This window comes from Streptomyces sp. NPDC003327 (assembly GCF_053589515.1).
Window position 1 is genome coordinate 1 of record NZ_JBSFSA010000029.1, and the last position, 20,973, is coordinate 20,973.

20 protein-coding genes are annotated in these 20,973 nt (G+C 72.1%); 8 read left to right on the forward strand and 12 right to left on the reverse strand.

The window, feature by feature from the left end:
• The first annotated feature begins 109 nt into the window (after positions 1 to 109).
• Positions 110 to 2,047, forward strand: a complete 1,938-nt coding sequence (locus tag ACWDVG_RS21210) for a multicopper oxidase family protein (RefSeq protein WP_451700863.1) — start codon at positions 110 to 112, stop codon at positions 2,045 to 2,047.
• Between the two features lie 70 nt (positions 2,048 to 2,117).
• Here ACWDVG_RS21210 and ACWDVG_RS21215 read toward each other — a convergent pair whose 3' ends face one another.
• From ACWDVG_RS21215 to ACWDVG_RS21225, 3 genes are all read right to left on the reverse strand, one after another.
• Complete coding sequence (locus tag ACWDVG_RS21215; protein ID WP_451700864.1) at positions 2,118 to 2,519, reverse strand: GNAT family N-acetyltransferase; 402 nt, start codon at positions 2,517 to 2,519, stop codon at positions 2,118 to 2,120.
• Positions 2,503 to 3,774, reverse strand: coding sequence for an adenylosuccinate lyase (gene purB / locus ACWDVG_RS21220; RefSeq protein ID WP_451700865.1), 1,272 nt, complete (start codon positions 3,772 to 3,774; stop codon positions 2,503 to 2,505). The genes ACWDVG_RS21215 and purB overlap by 17 nt, the downstream gene beginning before the upstream one ends.
• 68 nt (positions 3,775 to 3,842) lie before the next feature.
• On the reverse strand, positions 3,843 to 4,106 hold the full coding sequence (locus tag ACWDVG_RS21225) for a hypothetical protein (RefSeq protein ID WP_451700866.1): 264 nt from the start codon (positions 4,104 to 4,106) through the stop codon (positions 3,843 to 3,845).
• Positions 4,107 to 4,390: 284 nt separating this feature from the next.
• On the opposite strand from ACWDVG_RS21225, the gene ACWDVG_RS21230 reads away from it, so the two are divergent.
• Positions 4,391 to 5,566 carry a glycosyltransferase gene (locus ACWDVG_RS21230; protein WP_451700867.1) on the forward strand — a complete coding sequence of 392 codons (1,176 nt, stop codon included), beginning with the start codon at positions 4,391 to 4,393 and terminating at the stop codon, positions 5,564 to 5,566.
• Positions 5,567 to 5,803: 237 nt separating this feature from the next.
• Here ACWDVG_RS21230 and ACWDVG_RS21235 read toward each other — a convergent pair whose 3' ends face one another.
• Both ACWDVG_RS21235 and rfbA read right to left on the reverse strand, forming a co-directional pair.
• Positions 5,804 to 6,880 (reverse strand): nucleotide disphospho-sugar-binding domain-containing protein, encoded by a 1,077-nt coding sequence (locus ACWDVG_RS21235; protein ID WP_451700868.1) that lies wholly within the window; start codon positions 6,878 to 6,880, stop codon positions 5,804 to 5,806.
• Positions 6,881 to 6,960: 80 nt separating this feature from the next.
• Entirely contained in the window at positions 6,961 to 7,830 is an 870-nt protein-coding gene (gene rfbA / locus ACWDVG_RS21240) for a glucose-1-phosphate thymidylyltransferase RfbA (protein ID WP_451700869.1), read from the reverse strand.
• Between the two features lie 200 nt (positions 7,831 to 8,030).
• Here rfbA and ACWDVG_RS21245 point away from each other — a divergent pair, with 200 nt between their 5' ends.
• Positions 8,031 to 9,029 carry a Gfo/Idh/MocA family protein gene (locus tag ACWDVG_RS21245; RefSeq protein WP_451700870.1) on the forward strand — a complete coding sequence of 333 codons (999 nt, stop codon included), beginning with the start codon at positions 8,031 to 8,033 and terminating at the stop codon, positions 9,027 to 9,029.
• 86 nt (positions 9,030 to 9,115) lie between these two features.
• On the opposite strand, the gene ACWDVG_RS21250 is transcribed toward ACWDVG_RS21245, so the two are convergent.
• From ACWDVG_RS21250 to ACWDVG_RS21260, 3 genes are read right to left on the reverse strand one after another with little or no spacing between them, the layout of a single operon-like run.
• Complete coding sequence (locus ACWDVG_RS21250; RefSeq protein ID WP_451700871.1) at positions 9,116 to 9,721, reverse strand: dTDP-4-dehydrorhamnose 3,5-epimerase family protein; 606 nt, start codon at positions 9,719 to 9,721, stop codon at positions 9,116 to 9,118.
• Positions 9,722 to 9,740: 19 nt separating this feature from the next.
• Complete coding sequence (locus ACWDVG_RS21255) at positions 9,741 to 10,418, reverse strand: sulfotransferase family protein (protein WP_451700872.1); 678 nt, start codon at positions 10,416 to 10,418, stop codon at positions 9,741 to 9,743.
• An 18-nt stretch (positions 10,419 to 10,436) separates the two neighbouring features.
• Positions 10,437 to 10,883 carry a carboxymuconolactone decarboxylase family protein gene (locus ACWDVG_RS21260; protein ID WP_451700874.1) on the reverse strand — a complete coding sequence of 149 codons (447 nt, stop codon included), beginning with the start codon at positions 10,881 to 10,883 and terminating at the stop codon, positions 10,437 to 10,439.
• A 170-nt stretch (positions 10,884 to 11,053) separates the two neighbouring features.
• On the opposite strand from ACWDVG_RS21260, the gene ACWDVG_RS21265 reads away from it, so the two are divergent.
• From ACWDVG_RS21265 to ACWDVG_RS21285, 5 genes are read left to right on the forward strand one after another with little or no spacing between them, the layout of a single operon-like run.
• On the forward strand, positions 11,054 to 12,469 hold the full coding sequence (locus ACWDVG_RS21265) for an amidase (protein ID WP_451700876.1): 1,416 nt from the start codon (positions 11,054 to 11,056) through the stop codon (positions 12,467 to 12,469).
• A gap of 2 nt (positions 12,470 to 12,471) precedes the next feature.
• The gene (locus ACWDVG_RS21270) at positions 12,472 to 12,654 is read left to right on the forward strand and encodes a hypothetical protein (protein ID WP_451700877.1); all 183 of its coding nucleotides are present in this window, start codon (positions 12,472 to 12,474) and stop codon (positions 12,652 to 12,654) included.
• Positions 12,655 to 12,656: 2 nt separating this feature from the next.
• Positions 12,657 to 14,162 (forward strand): glutamine synthetase family protein, encoded by a 1,506-nt coding sequence (locus tag ACWDVG_RS21275; protein ID WP_451700878.1) that lies wholly within the window; start codon positions 12,657 to 12,659, stop codon positions 14,160 to 14,162.
• 44 nt (positions 14,163 to 14,206) lie between these two features.
• Positions 14,207 to 14,542: a 4Fe-4S dicluster-binding protein gene (locus ACWDVG_RS21280; protein ID WP_451700879.1), complete on the forward strand. Its 336-nt coding sequence runs from the start codon at positions 14,207 to 14,209 to the stop codon at positions 14,540 to 14,542.
• Positions 14,539 to 16,425, forward strand: a complete 1,887-nt coding sequence (locus ACWDVG_RS21285; RefSeq protein WP_451700880.1) for a hypothetical protein — start codon at positions 14,539 to 14,541, stop codon at positions 16,423 to 16,425. Before ACWDVG_RS21280 ends, ACWDVG_RS21285 begins: the two co-directional genes overlap by 4 nt.
• Positions 16,426 to 16,493: 68 nt before the next feature.
• On the opposite strand, the gene ACWDVG_RS21290 is transcribed toward ACWDVG_RS21285, so the two are convergent.
• The 4 genes from ACWDVG_RS21290 to ACWDVG_RS21305 all read right to left on the reverse strand — a co-directional run bounded on the left by ACWDVG_RS21290 (position 16,494) and on the right by ACWDVG_RS21305 (position 20,959).
• Positions 16,494 to 17,255, reverse strand: coding sequence for an antibiotic biosynthesis monooxygenase (locus tag ACWDVG_RS21290; RefSeq protein WP_451700881.1), 762 nt, complete (start codon positions 17,253 to 17,255; stop codon positions 16,494 to 16,496).
• A gap of 95 nt (positions 17,256 to 17,350) precedes the next feature.
• Positions 17,351 to 18,826, reverse strand: coding sequence for an FAD-dependent monooxygenase (locus ACWDVG_RS21295; RefSeq protein ID WP_451700882.1), 1,476 nt, complete (start codon positions 18,824 to 18,826; stop codon positions 17,351 to 17,353).
• The gene (locus ACWDVG_RS21300) at positions 18,813 to 20,003 is read right to left on the reverse strand and encodes an FAD-dependent monooxygenase (protein ID WP_451700883.1); all 1,191 of its coding nucleotides are present in this window, start codon (positions 20,001 to 20,003) and stop codon (positions 18,813 to 18,815) included. Before ACWDVG_RS21300 ends, ACWDVG_RS21295 begins: the two co-directional genes overlap by 14 nt.
• Positions 20,000 to 20,959, reverse strand: coding sequence for an aromatase/cyclase (locus ACWDVG_RS21305; protein ID WP_451700884.1), 960 nt, complete (start codon positions 20,957 to 20,959; stop codon positions 20,000 to 20,002). The genes ACWDVG_RS21300 and ACWDVG_RS21305 overlap by 4 nt, the downstream gene beginning before the upstream one ends.
• Positions 20,960 to 20,973 lie beyond the last annotated feature (14 nt).

Consider the following 20,973-nt stretch of genomic DNA (forward strand, 5'->3'; position numbering starts at 1 on the left):
CGAGCGAGAAGGCACCCTTGACCTGCGGAAGGATCTTCGCGGCGCCCTGTTCGACGGTGTGGAGCGGAGTTCGAGCCTCCACGGAGCGGGGTTCCCTACCGTCGGGCGAATGGAACCCACATATGACGACAATTCGGACCTGGCCGGGCTCAACCGACGTGCACTGCTCCGCGCCGGTACGGTCACCGGTCTCGGCCTCCTCGCCGCCTCCGTCCCGCTCCTCGGCAGGACCCCCGCCTCGGCCGCGCCGCCCGCGCCCGGCGGCCCCGAGCCCTCGGCCCCCGAGCTGAGGCTCACCAAGTTCAAGGACCCGCTGCGGATACCGCCGGTGCTCAGGCCCCGCGACAAGGGCGACCACGACGAGCTCACCGTGCGCCTGGTCACCGCCGACGTCACGCTGCACTCGGAGCTGCCGCCGGTGCCGATGTGGACGTACGAGGGCAGCTACCCCGGACCGACGATCGCCACGACCGCGGGCCGCCCGCTCCGGGTCACCTGGGAGAACCGGCTGACCGGCGGCCTCCCCGTCCGGGCCGTCGACTTCGGCGCCCCCAAGCCCTCCCCCGACCCGCTCTCCAACTACCCGGGCACCGCGGGCTGCCAGGAGGTGCCCGGCGTCGCCGACCTGCCGCCGTGGGTCGCCGTCCACCTGCACGGCATGCTCACCGGCGGCGGCAACGACGGCTGGATGGAGAACCTCATCGGGCCCGGCGACGTCCAGCTCAGCGCCTACCCGAACAAGCAGGCCGCGACGACGCTCTGGTACCACGACCACACCCACCACGTGAGCCGCTTCACCGTCTACGCCGGGCTCGCCGGCCTCTTCACCTCGCGCACCGAGGAGGAGCGGGCGCTCGGCCTGCCCGAAGGCGACCGGGACGTGCCGCTGGTCCTCAGCGACCGGAACTTCGACACGGACGACGCCGGCAACCTCCTGGGGCGCTCCGTGCACAAGGTGGAGATGGTCGGCCCCCAGCGGCTGATGCGCGCGCACGCCGCCCCGTACACCCTCGTCAACGGCGTGGTCTGGCCGTACCTGGAGGTCAAGCCGCGCGCGTACCGCTTCCGGATCGTCAACGCCGCGAACTCCCGCATGTACCGGCTGATGCTGCTCGCGGACGGCGTGCCGGTGCCCGGCGCGCTCCAGGTGATCGCCACCGACCACGGGCTGCTGGACCGGCCGGTCGCCGTCGAGGGCGCGCTCAACCTCTCCCCCGGCGAACGGGCCGAGGTCGTCGTCGACTTCAGCGCCTTCCGGGGCCGGACCCTCAAGCTCGTCAACACCTTCCAGGGCGTCGCGCCCGGCGCCTCCGACCGGAAGAACGACCTGCTGGAACCGGACGTCATGCAGTTCCGGGTCGCCGACCGGCGCCCGGACGCCGCGTACGCCCCGCCCGCCGTCCTCTCCTCCACGTTCCGCCGCGTCGGCCACGAGGAGCTGCCGCACGCGCACGCGCCCCGCTGGGTGCTCATCGCCGGGCCCAGCACCTCGAACGTGCCCGAGATGTGGGAGATGGAGGAGGTCGACCCGGCCGGACTCACCTTCCCCACGACCGGAATCGTGCAGATCACGGACGCCCAGGGGCGGCTGCGCACCCTGCGCAGGACGGCCTCGGCGTACGACGAGGGGCGGGCGTTCACCGTCGCCCACGGCAGCGTGGAGATCTGGAACTACCTCAACCTCACCGGCGCCCCGCACCCCATGCACATCCACCTGGCCCACTTCCAGGTGCTCTCGCGCGACCAGTACGACGTCACCGGCTTCGACCGCACGGTCCGCGGCACGGCCAGGCCGGTGGCCTTCAAGGCGTCGGTGCCGCTCGACGCGCACGAGACCGGCGAGAAGGACGTCGTCCGGGTGGGCACCGCCGGCCAGATCGTCCCCGGCCCGAACGGCACCCCGGGCGAGCTCGTCAGCGTCGCGGTCCGCTTCCCCGTCGTCGGCCGGGGCGTCCACCACTGCCACATGCTGGAACACGAACAGCACATGATGCGGCCCCTGGTGGTGAGCCCCCCGGCCCACCTGCACGCGGGCGGCCACCACTGACCCGCCCGTGAGAACGCCGAAGTGCCCGCGCCGAGGGGGGCGGCGCGGGCACTCGGGGTGTCCGCTCGGGTCAGGGGTTGAGGACCCAGGCGGAGTCGTGGGCGGTGAAGCCGATGTGCGGGTAGTACGCGGTGGCGGCGGGGGCCGAGAGCAGGACGATCTTGGCCTGCGGGGCCTCCTTGCGGGTCGCGTCGATCAGCTCCCGGCCGATGCCGGAGCGCTGGTGGGCGCGGACGACGGCGATGTCGGAGAGGTACGTGACGTACGCGAAGTCCGAGACGCTGCGGGCGATGCCGACGAGCTCGCCGTCGACGCGGGCGGTGACGACGAGGTTCGCGTTGCGGACCATCGCGGCCATGCGCTCGGTCTCGTCGACGGGCCGGCGCTCGCCGAGGCCGGACTCGCGGTAGACCCTCAGCACCTCGTCGAGGTCGAGGTCGGGACCGTTCTCCCGCTCAATGATCCAGCTCACGAAGGCGCTCCAATCGCTTGTAGATGACGTCATGGTGTACCAGGAAGCGCTCGGGTCCCGGTGGATCGGTGACCACGCCCTCGGTCCGCAGGAGCGTGAAGAAGTCCTCACCGTTCGCGGCGTCCTGGATCATCCGGTACGTCCGCTCGCGCTCGTGCCCGCTCTCCAGCAGGTCGGCGAGGACCGCCGAGCTGTAGGCGAGCCCGCCCGTGTGGTCGATCGCGGCGCGCATCCGGTCGGGGTGCACCTCCAGGCCGGCGACGAGGTCGGCCGCCGCGGTCACCTGGTAGTGCGCGACGGTGAACGCGTCGGGCAGGACGACCCGTTCGACCGACGAGTGGGACAGGTCCCGCTCGTGCCAGAGCGCCACGTTCTCCAGCATCGTGCCCGCGTAGCCGCGCAGCAGCCGGGCGAGGCCGGAGAGGCGCTCGCTGGTGGTCGGGTTCCGCTTGTGCGGCATGGCGCTCGACCCCTGGTAGGCGGCCGTGCGGGGCTCCTCCACCTCGCGGACCTCGCTGCGGGAGAGCAGCCGGACCTCGACGGCGATCTGCTCGACGCAGGCGCCGAGGACGGCTATCGCCTGGACGAGCTGGGCGTGCCGGTCGCGGGCCACGACCTGGCTGGGCGCCGGCTCCACGCCGAGGCCGAGGGTGTCGCAGACGTGCTTCTCGACGAAGGGGTCGATGAGCGCGTACGTGCCCACGGAGCCGGAGATCGTGCCGACGGCGACCTGGGCGCGGGCCTCTTCGAGGCGCTGGACCGAGCGGTCGATCGCGAAGGCGAAGCCGGCGAGCTTGTGGCCGAAGGTGGTGGGCTCGGCGTGCATGCCGTGGGTGCGGCCGATGCACGCCGTGTCCCAGTGCTCGACGGCCTTCTCGACCAGCACCGTGCGCAGCCGGCGCGCGGCGCCGGTCAGCAGGTCGCAGGCGCGGGCGAGGGTGTGCCCGAGGGAGGTGTCCACGAGGTCGTAGCTCGTCATGCCGAGGTGCACCCAGCGGGCGGAGTCGTCCGGCATGTCCTCGCAGAAGGCCGCGAGGAAGGAGAGGATCTCGTGGTCCCGCTCCCGCTCCAGCTCCGCGACGCGTGCCGCCGCCGGCACCCGGGCCCGCCGGATGTCCGCGAGGGCCGCCTCGGGGACCCTGCCGAGCAGCGCCTGCGCCTCGGAGGCCAGGACCTCCACCTCGGCCCAGGTGGTGTAGCGGGCCTGGTCGGACCAGAGTTCCGCCATCTCGGGCAGTGAATAACGGGCTATCACGAGCGTCCTACCTCCTCGGGGGGGATGGCCGCCGGCCCTCGCCGGGCGCGACGGCACGGCAGCGGTTCTCAGGCGACCTTGCGGACGATCTCCACGGAGCCGCCGTCGACCAGGGTCTTGATGCCCGCGTCGCCGCCGACGATGTCCATGTCCATGTCGTGCAGGCGGCCGAGGACCTCCTGGATGACCTTGTCCGTCTGCGTCTCCGCGGTGCCCTCCCAGACGAGGTCGGGGAAGACGGTCAGGTGCACCTTGTCGTTGCCCTGCGTGAAGATGTTGACTTCCATGATGTCCCGGAGAGCCATACGGGCGTTGTAGATGAGGTTGTTCATGACAGCCACCGTCTTTCGATATCCGCTTGTGCGCTGAAGGGCTTTTTCGCCGCACGTCCCGACCGATGATGGTCAGGGGCCGTGGGCGGTGACATCTTCGATGTTGCCATGCGGGACGGGCCGGTGAACCGGCCCCGGTGTTCACCCCGTTCAACTGCGCGGAATCCTCATTCGAACAACCCCTCGCTATTTCTCGTCGTTTGACAGGAAAACGCGGCGCTGGGGAACATCGAAAGCGTTCTCAATACGTCAGGCCGCGACTCACGAAAAGCATCCGGAGTGCCATGAAAATCCTGTTCGTCACCACAGGCAGCCAGGCCACCTACTACGCCGCCGCCCCGCTGGCGACGGCCGCGCGGAACGCGGGGCACCAGGTCATGCTGGCCGCCCACGAGCCGTGGGTGGAAACGGCTGAAGCCATCGGAATTCCCACGTTCTGCTTCACGGTCGACCCGATCCGCCACTTCATGCGGATCACGAACCCGGGCCGCGGCCTGCGGTTCCCCCGTGAGCTCGGCGACGAGGAGATGTTCGGCCAGGGCCGCGGCTTCGCCCGGATGGGCCTCGCGGGCGTCGAGTCCCTGCTCGGACTGGCCAAGGACTGGACCCCCGACGTGGTCGTCGGCAGCTCCCAGAGCTACGCGGCGATGCTGCTCGCCGCCCACCTCAAGGTCCCGTACGTCCGCCACGTCGAGTACCTGGGCATCCCGCTCACCGGCATCGACCCGGGCGCCGAGGCGGAGCTCCGCCCGGAGCTGGAGAAGCTGGGCGTGGACGGGCTCCTCAAGCCCGACCTGCTGCTCGACTCCACCCCGCCGTCGCTGCGTCCGTCGCACGACCCGGACGCGCAGTCGCTGCGCTGGATCCCGAGCAACCCGCAGCGTCGCCTGGAGCGGTGGATGTACACCCGCCCCGAGGGCCGTCGCCGCGTGCTGATCACGTCGGGCTTCCGCAGCCTGATGTTCCGCGACCCGGGCTGGTCGATGCCGCTGCTCGTCAACGAGCTGAACAAGCAGAACGCCGAGGTCCTGATCGCGGCGTCGCCGGGTGCCGCCGAGCGCTTCGGCTCGGAGCTGGGCGACGCGCGCGTCGGCTGGATCCCGATGGACGTCGCCGCCGCCACCTGTGACCTGGCGGTCCACCACGGTGGTGCCACCACGGCCACGACGCTGATGACCAACGGCGTGCCGCAGCTGATCATCCCGGAGAACCCGCCGGAGTTCCCGCCGAACTACCACCGCGAGGCCATCGCCAAGGCGATCAGCGACTTCGGTGCCGGCAAGACCCTGTGGCCGGTGGCCCAGGCCCCGGACAAGGCGCCGGGCGAGACCATCGCCGCCGCCTGCCGCGAGCTGCTCGACGAGCCCAGCTACACCGAGCGCACGCAGTTCCTGGCCAAGGAGATCTCGACCCTGCCGACGCCGGCCGAGATCATCCCCAAGCTGGAGGCCCTCCGCTAAACCCCCCGGCGGGTACGCCCTCCAGAACCACGCGCATCGCCCTGAGACCGACGGTCTCGGGGCGATGCGCGTTGTGGCGCACGGGGACGGGGGGCGGGGCCGGTGTACGGGGAGGTGTGCGGGGGCGGACGGGCGGCGGGGCCTGCGGTGCCGGGTCGCGCGGACGCGGCGGGGCACGCGGAACCGCCCCCGTACGGCGGTCCGTACGGGGGCGGCGGGCGGGGCGGCGCCGCGGGGTCAGCCCGCGACGAGGGCCTCAAGGTCGCGCAGGACCTCGCCGGGGGTGGGCAGCGCGGCGGCCTCGGCGGCCAGGGCGCGCGTCCGCTCGGCGTACCGGGTGTCGGCGAGGATCTCGCGGCAGCCGGCGGCGATGACCTCGTCGGGGTCCCGGCCCTCCTCCGGCCGGTGCTTGTCGACCATGATCGCGGCGCCCGCGCTCGCGACGGCCTCCGCGACGGCCTTGCCGTAGCCGTTGTCGGGGATGATCAGCTGCGGCACGCCCGAGTTGACCAGCGTCATCGCTGTGGTGGCGCCGCCGTGGTGGACGGCCAGGTCGCAGGTGGGGGCGACGACGTCGAGGGGGATCCAGCCGATGCGTACGTCGCCGAGCTCCGCGCCGTACTTCTCGGCGGCCTCGGGGAGCGCGGCGATGAGCACCTCGGCGCCCGTGGCGGTCAGCTCGTCGACGAGCCGGCGCAGCGAGCTGCCGGGGGTGTCGAGCATGAGGTTGCGGGTGCCGGCTGTGATGAGGGCGCGCTTGCGGCCCTCGGGCCGGGTGTACATCCAGGGCTCGACGCGGCGCTGGCTGACCCGCGGGACCCAGCGCATCGCGCGCGCGGCGGGGGCGCCCTCGGGGCGGATGGACGGCGGGCAGAGGTCGATGAAGAGGTCGGGCTCGGGGAGCTCGGTCAGGCCCAGGCGCGCCAGCTCGGGCCCGAGTTCGGCGACGGCGGCGCGGTCCCGGCGGGCCATGGGGGCGATGTGCCAGATGTGGCGGACGTACGGGACCTTCAGGCGGGCGGCGAGCACGCGCGGCACGTGGGAGAGGCCGCCGACGACGAGGTCGGGGGTCCAGGTCTCGGTGAGGGCGAGGAGGGCGTCGAGGCGGGCGGTGGCCGTCATGGACTCCTGGCCGTACCGCATGCGCTCGGGGGTGATGCAGACCGCGGGGAGGCCGACGGAGGCCGCGGCCGCCATGAGCGGCTCGTCGGCGGCGACCATGATCTGGTGGCCCGCGTTCCGGGCGGCGGCGGCGAGCGGGGCGACGCCGAAGACGGCCGCCTGACTGCCGCCGACGGTGAAGAGGATCTTCATGACGAGGGGCTTCTTCCGGTGAGAGGGTGGATTCCTTGGTTCCGCGTCGAGCTCGCGTCGAGCTCGCGTCGACTGCGGTCTCAGCCCGCCTGCGCCATTTCCATGATGTATTGGCCGTAGGCCGAGTTCGCGAGGCGGCTGCCGAGGCGGTAGCAGGCGTCGCGGTCGATGTAGCCCATGCGCCAGGCGATCTCCTCGAGACAGGCGATGCGCACGCCCTGGCGGTGCTCCAGGACCTGGACGTAGTCGCCGGCCTCCATGAGGGCGTCGTGGGTGCCGGTGTCGAGCCAGACGAAGCCTCGGCCGAGCGGGATGAGCGTGGCCTCGCCGCGCTCCAGGTAGACCCGGTTGAGGTCGGTGATCTCCAGCTCGCCGCGCTCGGAGGGCTTCAGCTCGCGGGCGTAGTCGACGACCTTGTTGTCGTAGAGGTAGAGCCCGGTGATGGCCATGTTCGTCTGCGGCTTGGCGGGCTTCTCCTCCAGCGCTATGAGACGTCCCTGGTCGTCGAGGGTGCCGACGCCGTAGCGCTCGGGGTCGCGGACCGGGTAGCCGAAGAGGACGCAGCCCTCGATGTCCTGGCCGGCGCGCTGGAGCATGGGGCCGAACTCGTAGCCGTGGAAGATGTTGTCGCCGAGGACGAGGGCGACGGAGTCGTCGCCGATGTGGTCGGCGGAGACGAGGAAGGCGTCGGCGAGACCGCGGGGCTTGTCCTGCTCCGCGTAGGTCAGGTTGATGCCGAGCCAGGAGCCGTCGCCGAGGAGGCGGCGGAACATCTCCTGGTCCTCGGGGGTGGTGATGATCTCGATGTCCCTGATCCCGGCCAGCATGAGGGCCGACAGCGGGTAATAAATCATCGGCTTGTCGTAAACCGGGAGCATTTGCTTCGAGACACCCAGCGTGATCGGATGGAGCCTCGTACCATTGCCGCCGGCCAGGATGATGCCCTTCACCGTCGCGCCTCCTCCGTTTTATTCGTGTCAATGTGAGCGGATGCCCGCACTTTATAGCGGGAGATCGAGCGGCCGAAAGTCGCGTTCGATTGCGTACCGGCCGTGCTATGGCGGGGTGTTGACAAACAAAGTGCCGCCTATCCACCCTGGCATCATCCCGATTCAGGCATGCGCATTCCTCTTGTCCTTTAGGTGGACCTGTGAACATCGAAGATCTGACACCCGACCTGGAATCCGAGCGGAGGGCCGGTATCGGCATCATCGGGTGCGCCGACATCGCCGTGCGCCGGGCGATCCCGGCGATTCGGAAGTCTCCGTTCGATCTCGTGGCGGTCGCGAGCCGTTCTCTGGCGAAGGCCGAGTCCGTCGCCGCCACCGCCGGGTGCGCGGCCGTCGAGGGGTACGAGCGGCTCCTCGAACTGCCGGGCATCGACGCCGTCTACGTCCCGCTGCCGAACAGCGAGCACGCCGAGTGGGCGCGCCGGGCGCTGGAGGCGGGCAAGCACGTCCTCATCGAGAAGCCGGCGGTGCCGAGCGCCGGGACCGCCCGCGGGCTCGTCGAGCTCGCCGAGGAGCGCGGTCTCCTCATCATGGAGAACTTCGCCTTCCTCCGGCACCCGCAGCACGACCGGGCGCAGGCCCTGCTCGCCGAGGGCGCCATCGGTGAACTCCGTGCCTTCAACGGCGTGTTCGGCATTCCGCCCACCGACCCGAACGGCATCAAGTACCAGGCGGAGCTGGGCGGCGGCGCGCTGTGGGAGGTCGGCTGCTATCCGGTGCGCGCGGCCCAGGCCTACCTGGGCGGCGGGACCGAGGTGCTGGGCGCGGCCCTGGAGTTCGACGAGAAGCTCGGCGTCGACGTCTCCGGTGTGGCGCTGCTGCGCGACGCCTCCGGCGTGACCGCGAACTGTTCCTTCGGGCTCTCGCACAGCTACCGCTCGACGTACGACCTCTGGGGCAGCGAGGGGCGGCTCACGCTCGAATGGGCCTTCACGCCCTCGCGCGACGCCCGGCCGGTGCTGCGCCTGGAGCAGCGGGACCGGGAGACGCGGATCATCGCGCCGGCCTCGGACCAGTTCCTCGGCGTCTTCAGCGCCTTCCACGACGCGATCCGCGACGCCGCGGCGCGCCCGGCGCACCACCGGGAGCTGGTGCGGCAGGCCGATCTGATGGCCCGGATCCGCGCGCACGCCGGGTGAGTCCGGCCCGTGCCACGGCGTACGAGAACGGCAGCCGGTGTCCGAGGACACCGGCTGCCGTTCTCGTGCGCGCGACGCGCGCGGGTTCAGTTGTTCTGCAGGACCCCGAAGGGACGCGGCTGGCACTGCTCGTAGGTGGGCAGCAGGCCCAGCGCGGCCGCCTCGGCCAGGGTGGGGGCGACGGCGTCCTTGTCCGAGCGGATCGGCGGCTCCTTCAGCTCCCACGGCAGGCCGATCTCCGGGTCGAGCGCGTCGACGTCGATCATCGTGCCCGGCACGTACTCCTGCGAGCAGAGGTAGCTCATGCACGTGTCGTCGGTGAGCGCCAGGAAGGCGTGGCCGATGCCGTCGGGCAGGTACACGGCCGTGCCCGTCTCGGGGCTCTGGTACGTGACGTCGTAGTGACCGAACGTCGGGGAGCCGACGCGGAGGTCGACGGCGATGTCGAGCGCGGCGCCCCGGACGCAGGTGACGAACTTCGCCTGGCCGGGCGGGACCTTGGTGCCGTGAATTCCCCGGAGCGTGTTCTTCTTGGACACCGAGTAGTTCACCTGGCGGACCGCGAAATCCCAGCCGGTGCCGGCCAGGATCGCACTTTCCCGTACCGATTCGAAGAAATGGCCGCGCCGGTCGCTCAAGGGCTCCGGTTCGACGCGGTAGGCGCCCGGGACCTTCATTTCCGTGATCAACACAGAATTGCTCCTCGCTGACTCATCCGGCGGCGGCCGGGGCGGCCGCGGCCGGGGCAGGGGCTCCGGCGGCCTGGGCGATCCGCTGCCGCATGGCCGCGGAGTCGTTGGCGTGCGGGAACTCCTCGTCGGGGACGTCGACGCCGAGGAATGCGCAGAGCGGCTCCCAGCCCTGGCGCACGTCGTAGACGAGGACGTTGTCGGCGCCGAGGGCGCGCACGACGTCCTCGTTGTGCCGGTGGTACGCCGCGACGGCGTGGTCCTTGTCCTCGAAGCGGCCCTCGAAGATGCCGTCCCAGACCATGGTGCTGACGACGCGCAGCAGCCGCTCCTGGCGGGAGCCGGGCTCCGGCGGGTGCTCCTTGCTGCGCAGCACGAACTGGTAGAGCGTGTCGTACGTGCTCCGGTACCAGCCCTCGGCGTCGCGGACCGTCACGATGACCTTGGCCTCGGGGAACGCCTCAGCGAGCTGCCGGTAGTAGACCGTGCAGGGACCGTCGACCGCGGAGGAGTAGCCGTCGAACACCGCCCGCCAGTCGGGGTTCTCCCCGTCGCAGACGATCCTCTCCCACTGCTCCAGGCGGGCGTCGTCGCCCACGATGTCGAACATGTGGAAGGAGGGCCCGAGACCGAGCCGGTCCAGGGCCACCTTCAGCGAGGTCGTGCCGGTCCTGCCCAGGCCGGCGTTGATGAGCTTCACGGCGGTGCATCCCCTTCGTCAGCGCCAGGCCGCGGGGGCCTGGTTGGTGGCGACGTTGACCCGGTTCCACAGGTTGACCAGGCCGACGTGCATGAGGAGCGCGCCGAGCTGCTCGTCGTTGAAGTACTTCGAGCACTCCTCCCACACCGCGTCCGAGGCCATGTCCTGCGGGTCGGTCATGAGGGTGACGGCCTCGGCCATGGAGAGGGCGGAGCGCTCGGCGTCGGTGAAGCAGGTCTCGGTGCGCCAGGTGGCGACGAGGGGCAGCCGGTCGTCGGTGCCGTTCGCCAGGCCGGCCCGGTCCACGAGGGTCCAGTCGCGGCCGTTGATCTCGCTGACGCGGAGCCGGATCAGGTCGAGGGTGGCCTGCGGGATGCCGACCTTGCCGATGACCTCGGTCAGGTCGAGCAGGGGCTGCAGGGCGCCGGGAACGACCAGGGAAGGGTTGTCCATCCGTGGAGCCATCGGGTCTTCTCCTGTGCGATATGTGTATGGGAATTACCTCGGAAACATGCTGCTCCGGGCCCTGTCACATTCGCAAGAAATGCCGTTCAACTGCGGATGGGGCGCAGATGTAACGCCCGCTCGCGAACCGTAAGTTGCGTGTAATTCGGGCGATGACTTGTAGTGGTCTCGTGTCAGAGTCCACAACGACCAAGAGTAGGCAGCCGGTCTGCCGCGGCATTCACGAAACACGGAAATTTCTTCTCGACGGCCATTCCACGGTCACCGGGCACGTCCTCGACGTCCTCGGCGCGATCCGTGCGGCGGACCCCGCCCTCGGGGCGTACGTCGAGGTCGCCGAGGCCCGCGCGCTGCGCGAGGCCGAGGCGGCCGACCGGCTCGTCGCCGCGCTCGGCCCGGCCGCGTTCCGCGGCCGGCCGCTGCTCGGCGTCACCGTGTCGGTGAAGGACCTCATCCAGACCGAGGGCCTCGCCACCCGGCGCGGGTCGCTGCTGCCGAACCGCCGCGAGGCCGCCGACGCGCCCTCCGTGGCGCGGCTGCGCGCGGCGGGCGCGATCGTGGTGGGCAAGACGACGACGTCGGAGTACGGCTGGAGCGCGAGCACCGTCAGCCGGGTCTCCTCCCCCACCCGCAACCCCTGGGCGCTCGACCGGACCGCCGGCGGTTCCAGCGGCGGGGCGGCGGCGGCCGTGGCGGCGGGTCTGTGCACGGCGTCGCTCGGCACCGACGGCGCGGGCTCGGTCCGCATCCCGGCCGCCTTCTGCGGCGTGGTCGGCTTCAAGCCCTCGTACGGGCACGTCCCCTACGTGCCACCGTGCCCGGAGCGGCTGTCCCACGTGGGGCCGTTGGCGCGGAGCGTGGCGGACGTCGCCGCGCTCATGGAGGTGCTGGCGGGTCCCGACCGCCGCGACCCGGACTCGGCGGGCGTCCCGTCGCCGCCCGCCCGGGCGGCCGGGCCGCTGCGCGTCGGCTGGATCGAGTTCCCCGGCACGTCCGGCCCGGTCCGTGACGTCACCGAGGGCGTGCTGCCGGTCCTGGCGGCGCTCGGCCACCGGGTCGAGCGGGTCGAGGTCCCGTTCCCCGATCCGTACGAGGCGCTGGTCGACGTGCTGGCCGCCGCGGACGCCCACGGCACCGCCCCGGAGGACGAGGTCCTCTGCGACGAGGGCCGGCTGGCCGTCGTCCGGTACGGGCGGTCGCTGGGCGCCGCCGCGGTGGCGCGGGCCGAGAACACCCGGCTCGCGCTGCGGGCGCGGCTGGCGACGGTGATGGACTCCTACGACCTGCTGGTCATGGCGACCGTGCCGATCGAGCCGTTCGCCGCCGAGGCGATCGCCCCGCCGTGGGCGGCCGATCCGGCCGCGCTGCGGTGGCTGTCCTGGTCGCCCGCCTCGTACCCCTTCAACCTCACCGGCCAGCCCGCCCTCTCGCTGCCCGTCGGCCTCACGCCGGCCGGGCTGCCGGTCGGGCTCCAACTCGTGGGCCGCGTCGGTGACGACGGCCTCGTGCTCTCGGCCGCCGAGCTGCTCGAGTCGGCTCTCGGCCTCTCCCTGACTCCCCCCGGCTTCCCAACGGAAGGAAAATGATCATGGTCTCCATGTCGTGGTTCCTGAACGGCGAAGAGAGCGGCGCCGGACGTCCCGCGTACGCCGCCGAGCGCACGGGCGGCCGGGGCGGCGACGACGACTTCGCGCTCTCGGCCGCCGGACTCTTCGAGACGGTCCTCGGCCTCACCCTGGCGCGCCCCCACCTCAGCACGGAAGGAAAGTGATCATGGTCTCCAGGTCGTGGGCCACGCTCGGCGAGGACACCGGGGTCGGACGCCCCTCGTTCGTCGCCGAGTTCGGGCTCTGGGACGAACGCCAGACCGCCGCGGCCGAGCAGGTCGAGCTCCAGCTCGACGAGGTCGACCTCGTCCGGGTCGTCTTCTGCGACCCGCACGGACTCGCCCGCTCCAAGACGGTCCCCGCGAACGTCTTCCGCTCGGTGCTGCGCAACGGCATGGACTTCAGCGCCGGGCCGTTCCTCTTCGACACCGGCCACGCGGTCGCCGTCGACTTCCTCCAGGACGCCGGCGTCGGCGTCGGCGAACTCCTCGGCGCGGGCGACTTCGTGCTCGTCCCCGACCCCCGTACGTTCCAGGTGCTGCCCCGGGAGAACGGCGCCCGCACCGCGTGGGTGCTCGGCGACGAGTACCTGCGCGACGGCACCCCGCACCCCCTGTCCGCCCGGGGCGTGCTGCGCCGCGTCCTCGCCGAGTACGAGCGCCACGACCTGTCGCCGGTCATCGGCCTGGAAGTCGAGTGGTACCTGACCCGGCTCACCGGCGGCCCCGTCGGCAACGAGGGCAACGGCTTCGGCGTCCAGGGCGCGGCCCCCGAGGTGGAGGCCGTCAACCCCGGCTACCAGTTCAACCTCGACAGCGCCTACGACTCCGTCGCCGACGTCGCCGACCCCCTGGCCGCGATGCTGGCGCGCCTCGGCCTGCCGCTGCGCTCCTTCGAGCACGAGTCGGGCCCCGGGCAGCTGGAGACCACCTTCAACCCGATGCGCGCGCTCGACGCCGCCGACGCGATGCTGCTGCTGCGCACCCAGCTCAAGCAGGAGTGCCGGCGGCGCGGCTACCACGCCTCCTTCATGACGCTGCCCCGCCTCGCGAGCTTCGACGCCAGCGGCTGGCACCTCCACCAGTCCGTCAGCAGCACCAAGACGCGCGAGAACCTGTTCGCCGAGGGCGACGGCCTCCAGGACGCGATCTCGGCCGACGGGCAGGCGTACATCGAGGGACTGCTCTCCCGCGCCCGGGAGTTCTGCCTGCTCTCCGTCCCCACCGTGAACGGATACCGGCGCCTGGCGCCCGAGTTCACGCTCGCGCCGACCACCGTCGACTGGCAGTTCGAGAACCGCAGCGCGATGGTCCGGGTGCTCAGCGGCGGCAGCTCGACCCATGTGGAGAACCGCATCGGCGAGCCGTGCGCCAACCCGTACCTCCTCATCGCCGCCCAGCTCCACGCCGGCCTCGAAGGGCTGCTCGCCGGGGTCACCTCCGGCGACGCCCCGCGCCCGGCCCTGCCCCGTTCGCTGCGCGAGGCGATCGACGCCTTCCGCGCCAGCGACAGCGCCGAGCGGCTGCTCGGCGCCCCGCTCAAGGCCTGCCTGGCCAAGCTGAAGGAGAGCGAGGCCGACCGGTTCGACGCCTGGTCCGCCACCGCGCCGCCCGAGGCCACCCCCGGCGCCGTCACCGAGTGGGAGCACCGCGAGTACTTCGGTGCCTTCTGAACCCGCCGCACCAGCCCCGCACGAGAGGAAGAGGTGAGCACACCATGCCGAAGGTGAAAGAGACTCCGCCGGGAGCCACCACCGCACGCGCCGAGCGGATCGCCGAGCGCACCCGCGACGAGAACTGGAAGAAGCCGCCGCGTCGCATCGAGACGTCCGAGTGCATCACGTGCGACACGTGCCTGCGCAGCTGCCCGCCCGAGTTCGGGGCGATCTTCGACGACGGGCTCAACGTCGTGATCGTGCCCGAGCTCTGCTCCGGCTGCCCCAAGTGCGTGATGGTCTGCCCGGTCGACTGCATCTACGTCGACGAGGAGTGGACGGCCACCGAGGCCCGCATGTGGGACCACATCGAACTTTCCGCCGGAGGAACCGCATGACCATCCCCACCGAGCCGGACCGCACCCTCCCCCGGCGGGAGGCCATGGCCAAGGCGCGGCAGAGCCGCCGGCCGAGCAGGCTCGGCAGCCCGGCCGGGGCCGCCGGCGAGCCCGACTACCTGACCGAGAAGGAGACCGGCTTCCCGGCGCTGCTCCGGCAGACCTGGCGGCGGGCGACCGACGCCCCCGACCTCGCCACGGCCGTGGACACGCTGCTCACCCTCGCCGGGCACGTCCCGGCCGACATCCAGCTGCGGGCGCTGCCCGTGCAGGACGAGACCGCGCTGAAGGTGCTGGTCGGCAGGAACTGGCGCAAGGACGGCCGGGCCACCGACCGGGCCGAGGGCGCGGCCACCGCGTTCCTCGGCGAGATCGGCCTCGACAAGAGCGGCCGCATCCTCGTGCGGGTGCCGTCGCGCGGCCCGCTGAGCGCCGGGGCGGACCTCGTCGACGGCGTGATCCGGGTGCCGTGGTCCGCCGAGGACCTCGCCGACTACCAGGTCGAGCTGGCCCTCGCCACCGACCGCTGGCACGCCTCGGTGCGGGAGTGCCGCAACTGGCTGCTGGCGGCCGGTGCCGGCGGCCGGCGGGCGATCCTGAAGGAGCTGACGGAGGCGGCGCTGCGCACGGCGCCGTTCATCCTGTACGCCGGCGAGCGGCAGTACACGAACTTCCGCGACCAGAACAACCTCACGGGCAAGACGCTGCGGCCGGGCCACCCGGACTGCGTGCTGAGCAGCCTCCAGTCGATCCCGCTGGAGCTGTGGGCGGACGGCGACGTCCTGCTCGTCGTCTGCCTGACGCTGCTCGTGCGCTCGGCCGGCTACGGCCGGATCGAGGAGGCCAACGGGACGCAGCTGACGCTCGACCACGTGGCCCTGCTCCTGGAGCGCACCCGCACCGCCTACAACGCGGCCGCCCCCGAGCTGCCCGCGGTGCCCGCCCCGGCCTCCCACGGCGTCCTCGCCCTCGGGGAGCTGGCGGACGCGCTGGCCGCCCGGCGCCGTGAGCTCATGGGCGGTTCGGTGCAGCTCTACCGGGAGATCTACGGACCGCTGATGCACAAGATCGAGCGGGTCGCCGGTCCCGTGAAGGACGACGCGGCCCGCCTGGAGGCGGCGCTGTGCGCCCGGCTGAGCGAGCGGCTGCCGGTCTCCGGCGGCACGTTCGCGGAGCTGTCCGCGGCCCTGGAGGCCGCTCCGGGCTGGCTCGCGGAGCCGCACGGCACCTTCGGCTCCGGCCTGGAGTCGCTGGTGTACGAGACGGTGGCGGCGGCCACGGACGTCTTCGACGCGGACTTCGCGATGAGCCGCGGCATGCGGTCGCTGCCCGCGCTGATCGAGGCGCTGCGGGCCGAGGCGTACCCGACGATCGCCGAGTGGGAGATCCCGCACTTCTTCTGCTGCGTGGTCCCCTCGGAGGAGTCCCGTCGGCTCTTCGGCGGCTCGGCGTCCCGTCTGGCCGACACCGCGTGGGCGATCTCCTCGCGCATGCAGTACAACTCCTGGCACTTCCTGGTGGGCAACCTGCCGAAGGTGCCCGAGATCGCCGCCCGCGACCACTTCGTGCCGCCGGCGATCCCGGACATCGCCTACTACTCCGACCAGCACCACAACGGCCACGTCGCGGCCCGGGTGCGGTTCACCGTCCGCAGCCCGCAGGCGGTGGAGGTCCTCGGCCGGCGCTTCAACGGCTTCATGGACCTGCGGCTGCTGCGCTGCGAGGGGCTGCCCTTCGACGAGCAGGACCTGCTGGCGGCCGACCGCACCTCGGCCTTCGTCGCGGGGGCGACGAGCCTGGCCGCGACGCTGGTCGCGGGCGGCACGGACATCGAGGTGAAGGCCTTCGACTCCGCGTGGCACTGGTCCACGATCGCCGAGTAGTTCCCCCGGAAAACCCGTAGGGCCCCTGGCTTTCGCCAGGGGCCCTACGGGTTTGGGGGGTGCGGGGATCAGACCGCGGCCGCGGCCTGCGCCGCCGGCTGCTCGGCGGAGCGGGTGTGGACGGCGCGGTAGCCGTTCCAGTCGGCGCTGGTGGTCAGGGCGTAGCGCTTCTCCTGGAAGGCGTCACGGGCCTTGATCCACTGGGCCTCGGGCTGGTTGCGGAAGGAGTCGTAGAACACCTTGCCGTCCCACTGCGAGTAGACGACGACGAAGTCGTTGTCGGTGCCGACGGTGGCCAGGGTGCCCTCGCCGCCGTCCAGGTTGCGGGAGCGGATGCCGCGCAGGATCGACTGCGAGCGGTAGCCGGGGACGTCCACCAGCCACTCGTGGGCGGCACCGAGCGTGTCGACCAGGGCGCCCTGCTGGTTCGGCTTGACGCCGAGGATCTCGATGACGGTGTAGTCGTCGCGCTCCGGCGAGACCTCGGTGGTGGCGCCCTCGTACTCGGGGTGGCGCTGGCTGAGCTCCACCTCGGTCTGCATCAGACGGACGTAGGTGGTGATCTCGCGGAAGACCGGGACGGTGTGGTGCTTGAACTCGGAGTCGTTGTAGCGGGACTCCAGATCGTCCATGCCGCGCCACTGGATGAAGTTGGCGGTGCCCGGGTTCTGCTCGCCGCGGTGGACGGTGCTGGAGATCCAGCCCGGGTAGGCGGCGACGTCCACGATCTTCTTCATCTCGTCGACGAGCGTGTCGACGCGGTCGCGGGAGTCGGTCTTGAAGAGGTTCAGGACGGTCAGGTGGCCGGCCTCGGGGCTGATGAACGGCATTGCTGCTCCTTGGAGAGGTGCGTACGGGTAAGGCGGTGCGTACGGGTAAGGGGGCGCCCCGCGGGGTACGGGGCGCCGGTGGTGCGAGGGCGTTGCTAGTTGCCGGAGGGGGCGCCGAACCAGCGGTTCAGGGCGTCCTGGAGGCCTTCGGCGCCGTCGGTGGCGATCCAGGCCGTGTAGCCGTCGGGGCGGACGAGGACCGCGTCGACCTCGGCGAGCGGGCCCTCGGGGCGGGCCTTGGCCGTGACGACGTCGACCCGGTCGGCCCACCCGGCGGCGGCCTCGGCGACGGCGGAGTCGCCGGCCAGGTCGAACACGACGGGGCGCCCGGTGTGCAGGGCCCGGTAGGCGGTCGTCTCGCCGTCCTCGCCGGTGAAGGCGAAGTCGGCCAGGCGGCGGCCGAGGAGCGGGTGCTCGCCGGCGCCGGCGTCGTACGTGATGTCGAAGCCGGTGACGAGGCCCACCAGGTGCTTGCGGACGTCCTCGTACGCGAGCAGCTCGGCGAAGACGGCGCGCATCGGGTCCATCTCGGGGCCGCCGAGGTACAGGCTGCGCTGGGCGAGCGTGTTGTCGATGATGCGGGCGGCGACCGGGCGGCGCTCGGTGTCGTACGTGTCGAGCAGGCCCTCGGGGGCGTGGCCCTTGAGGGTGGCGGCGAGCTTCCAGCCGAGGTTGACGGCGTCGCCGAGGCCGGCGCTGATGCCCTGGGCGCCGATCGGCATGTGGATGTGCGCCGAGTCGCCGGCCAGGAAGACGCGGCCCTTGCGGTACTCGGCGGCCTGGCGGCTGGAGTCGGTGAAGTAGCTGAGCCAGACCGGCTTGCCGGCGGAGATGTCGTCGCCGGTGACGCGCTTGAAGGAGTCGGCGACCTCCTGGAAGGTCGGCGGCTCGGAGGTCGGGCGGACGCCGGCGCCGCGCTCGAAGACGACGACGCGGGTGGTGTTCGGGCCGACGGGCAGGACGACGACCATGCCGGCCTCGCCGAGCTCGCCGGTGGGGCGCAGCCGCACCTGGACGTCGGTGACGTCGGCCATCAGCATCTCGAGGGTGGCGTCGTACCCGGGGAAGTCGATGCCGGACAGCTTGCGGACGACGCTGCGGGAGCCGTCGGCGCCGACCAGGTAGCGGGCGCGCAGGGTGCGCGGGCCCTCGGGGGTCTCGGCGGTGACCTCGACGCCCTCGGCGTCGTCGGTCAGGCCGGTGACCTCCCAGCCGCGGCGGATCTCGGCGCCGAGGCCGGTGGCCCACTTCGTGAGGTTGGCCTCGGTGAAGGCCTGCGGGACGCCGCGGACGCCGAAGTTGCCGCCGGGCACGATGGTGTAGTCGAGCGGCATGCCGCCGAAGTGGCCGAAGGGGATGACGCCCATCTCGCCGAAGGACTCCAGGAGTCCGCGCTGGCCGAACTCCTCCATGGTGCGGGCGGAGAAGCCGAGGGCGCGCGACTGGCGCATCGGCTGGGCGAGCCGCTCCAGCACGACGGCGTCGACGCCGGCGAGGCGGAGTTCGCCGGCGAGCATGAGTCCGGTGGGGCCGGCCCCCACGATGATCACGTCGGTGTCAAAGTCCTGCACTGTCGTTCCTGCCTTCCATGGGTGTCTCTTCTGCGGGAAGCCGGTTGTCGAGGTTGCTCGCCATCGAGGTCATATGGGCGCGGACCCGGTCGAGGCCGATCAGCTCGGAGAGGACCGCGCGCAGCGGTTCGGCCTCCGGGCCGTCGAGCATCAGTCGTTCCTGGGCCGCGACGTGGTGGAGGACCCGGGCCGCGGCGGGGTGCCGGGCCTCGTGGTAGCCGTCGAGAAGTCCGGGGGCGGCCCGGCCGTTCATGGTCTCGGCGAGTCTGGGTCCGAGGTCCACCGCGTCCTGGAGTCCGGTGTTGAGGGCCTGGCCGCCGACCGGCGGGTGCCAGTGGGCGGCGTCGCCCGCCAGCAGGACGCGGCCGCTGCGGTAGGTGTCGGCCTGTCCCTTGGCGTTGTCGAAGGCGTCGAGCCAGAGCGGGGTGCCGCCGGAGACGTCCTCTCCGGTGACCCGCCGCCAGGCGTCGACGACCTCGTCGAAGCGGGGCGGCCCGGATCGGGCGGGCACGGGCCCGCCGAAGGCGTGGACCATGATCCGGGTGACGCCGTCGCGGGTGGCGGCGACGGCGAAGCCGTCGGCGAGCCGCTCGAAGCGGCGGTCGCGGACGGTGAGTCCGGTGATGTCGGCGCGGAGCAGTTCCTTGTCCGCCGGGGTGGCCGTCACGGGGATGCCGGCCAGCCGGCGGACGGTGCTGTGGGCGCCGTCGCAGCCGACGACGTACGCCGCGCGGAGCTCCAGCGGCCCGTCGGGGCCCTGGATCCGGCAGCGGACGTGGTCGGGCCGCTGGGTGAGTCCGGTGAGTTCGTGGCCGCGGAGCGGGGTGATGCCCAGCTCCGCGGCGCGGGCGGCGAGGGCGGCCTCGGTGCGGTACTGGGGCACCTTCCAGTTCCCGGCGTACGGGCTGTCCACCGGGGTGAGGGCGAAGCCGAGGCCGCCGAAGTGGGTGCGGGGTTCGTGCGCGGCCCCGGCGAGGAGGGCGTCGAAGCCGCGCTCGTGGAGCAGTTCGGCGGTCCGGGTGGAGAGCTGGCTGGCCCGTGACTCGGTCATGGGCCGGGCCAGCTTCTCCACGAGGACCACGGGGACCCGGGCGCGGCCCAGCTCGCAGGCGAGCAGGAGCCCGACGGGGCCCGCGCCGACGATGACGACGAGGTCGTCCGCCCGGGTCGTGGTCACGACTCCGCGCCCCCGCCGGCGAGGGCCTCGGCGTGGGCCTTGGCGAGGCCGAGGGTGGCGAGGCTGTTGGTGCTGAGGGCGCTCTGGACGAACGCCGCGGCGCTCTCCACGGTGGCGTCCGCGCCGAGGACCCCGGTGACGTTCTCGGTGTTGATGCGGACGGTGTGGCGGGAGGTGACGGCGACGCCGCCGCCCTCGCGCTCCTCGATGAGCCAGCGGCCGGTGTGCAGGGTCATGAGGGCGGGCAGGACGATCTGCTTGTAGACGATCGTCGTGGCCGGGGTGCAGACGCGGACGGAGCGGGTGGTGTGGGTGCTGCCGTCCTTGGCGCGGGTGTCCATCTCCAGGATCTGCAGGCCGGGCTCGTCCTCGTCCAGCCGCACGCGCGAGACGTGCGGCAGGCGCTCCTGCCAGAGCTGGGCCTCGTTGAGGAAGTCGTAGACGTCCTTGCCGTGGCCGTCGACGGTGACGGTGTCCTCGAAGGTGATGAGCCGGTCGGGGCCGGTGGCCTCGGCGCTCGCCTTCAGGGCCTGGAGCTCGGAGCCGCTGTTGCGGTCGACGGCCTGCTGGATCCACTCCAGGTCGGCGGGGTCGTCGGTGGCGGCGTGGAAGTCGTGGAGCAGGCGGACGCGGCTGGTGTCGGCGGTGAGGGCCTCGACCACCCAGGCGCCGCCCATGCCGCCGACCGGGTGCTGCGAGCGCTCCTGACGGAACGTCACGGTCAGTTTCTCGGCGTCGTGTTCGCGCCGGGAGGTCCAGGTCTTGGCGGTGCCGTTGGCGGTCGCCCAGAGCCGGATCAGCTCGGAGTCGCCGTCGCGCTCCACGACCTCGGCGTGCACGGTCGGCGGGAAGGTCTCCGGCCAGCGGGTGACGTCCGCGACCAGCGCGTACACCGCTTCGGCGGGGGCGGAGACGTCGATGGTGTGCTCGGTGCGGTGGATCTCGTGCTCGGTCACGTGTGTTTCTCCTC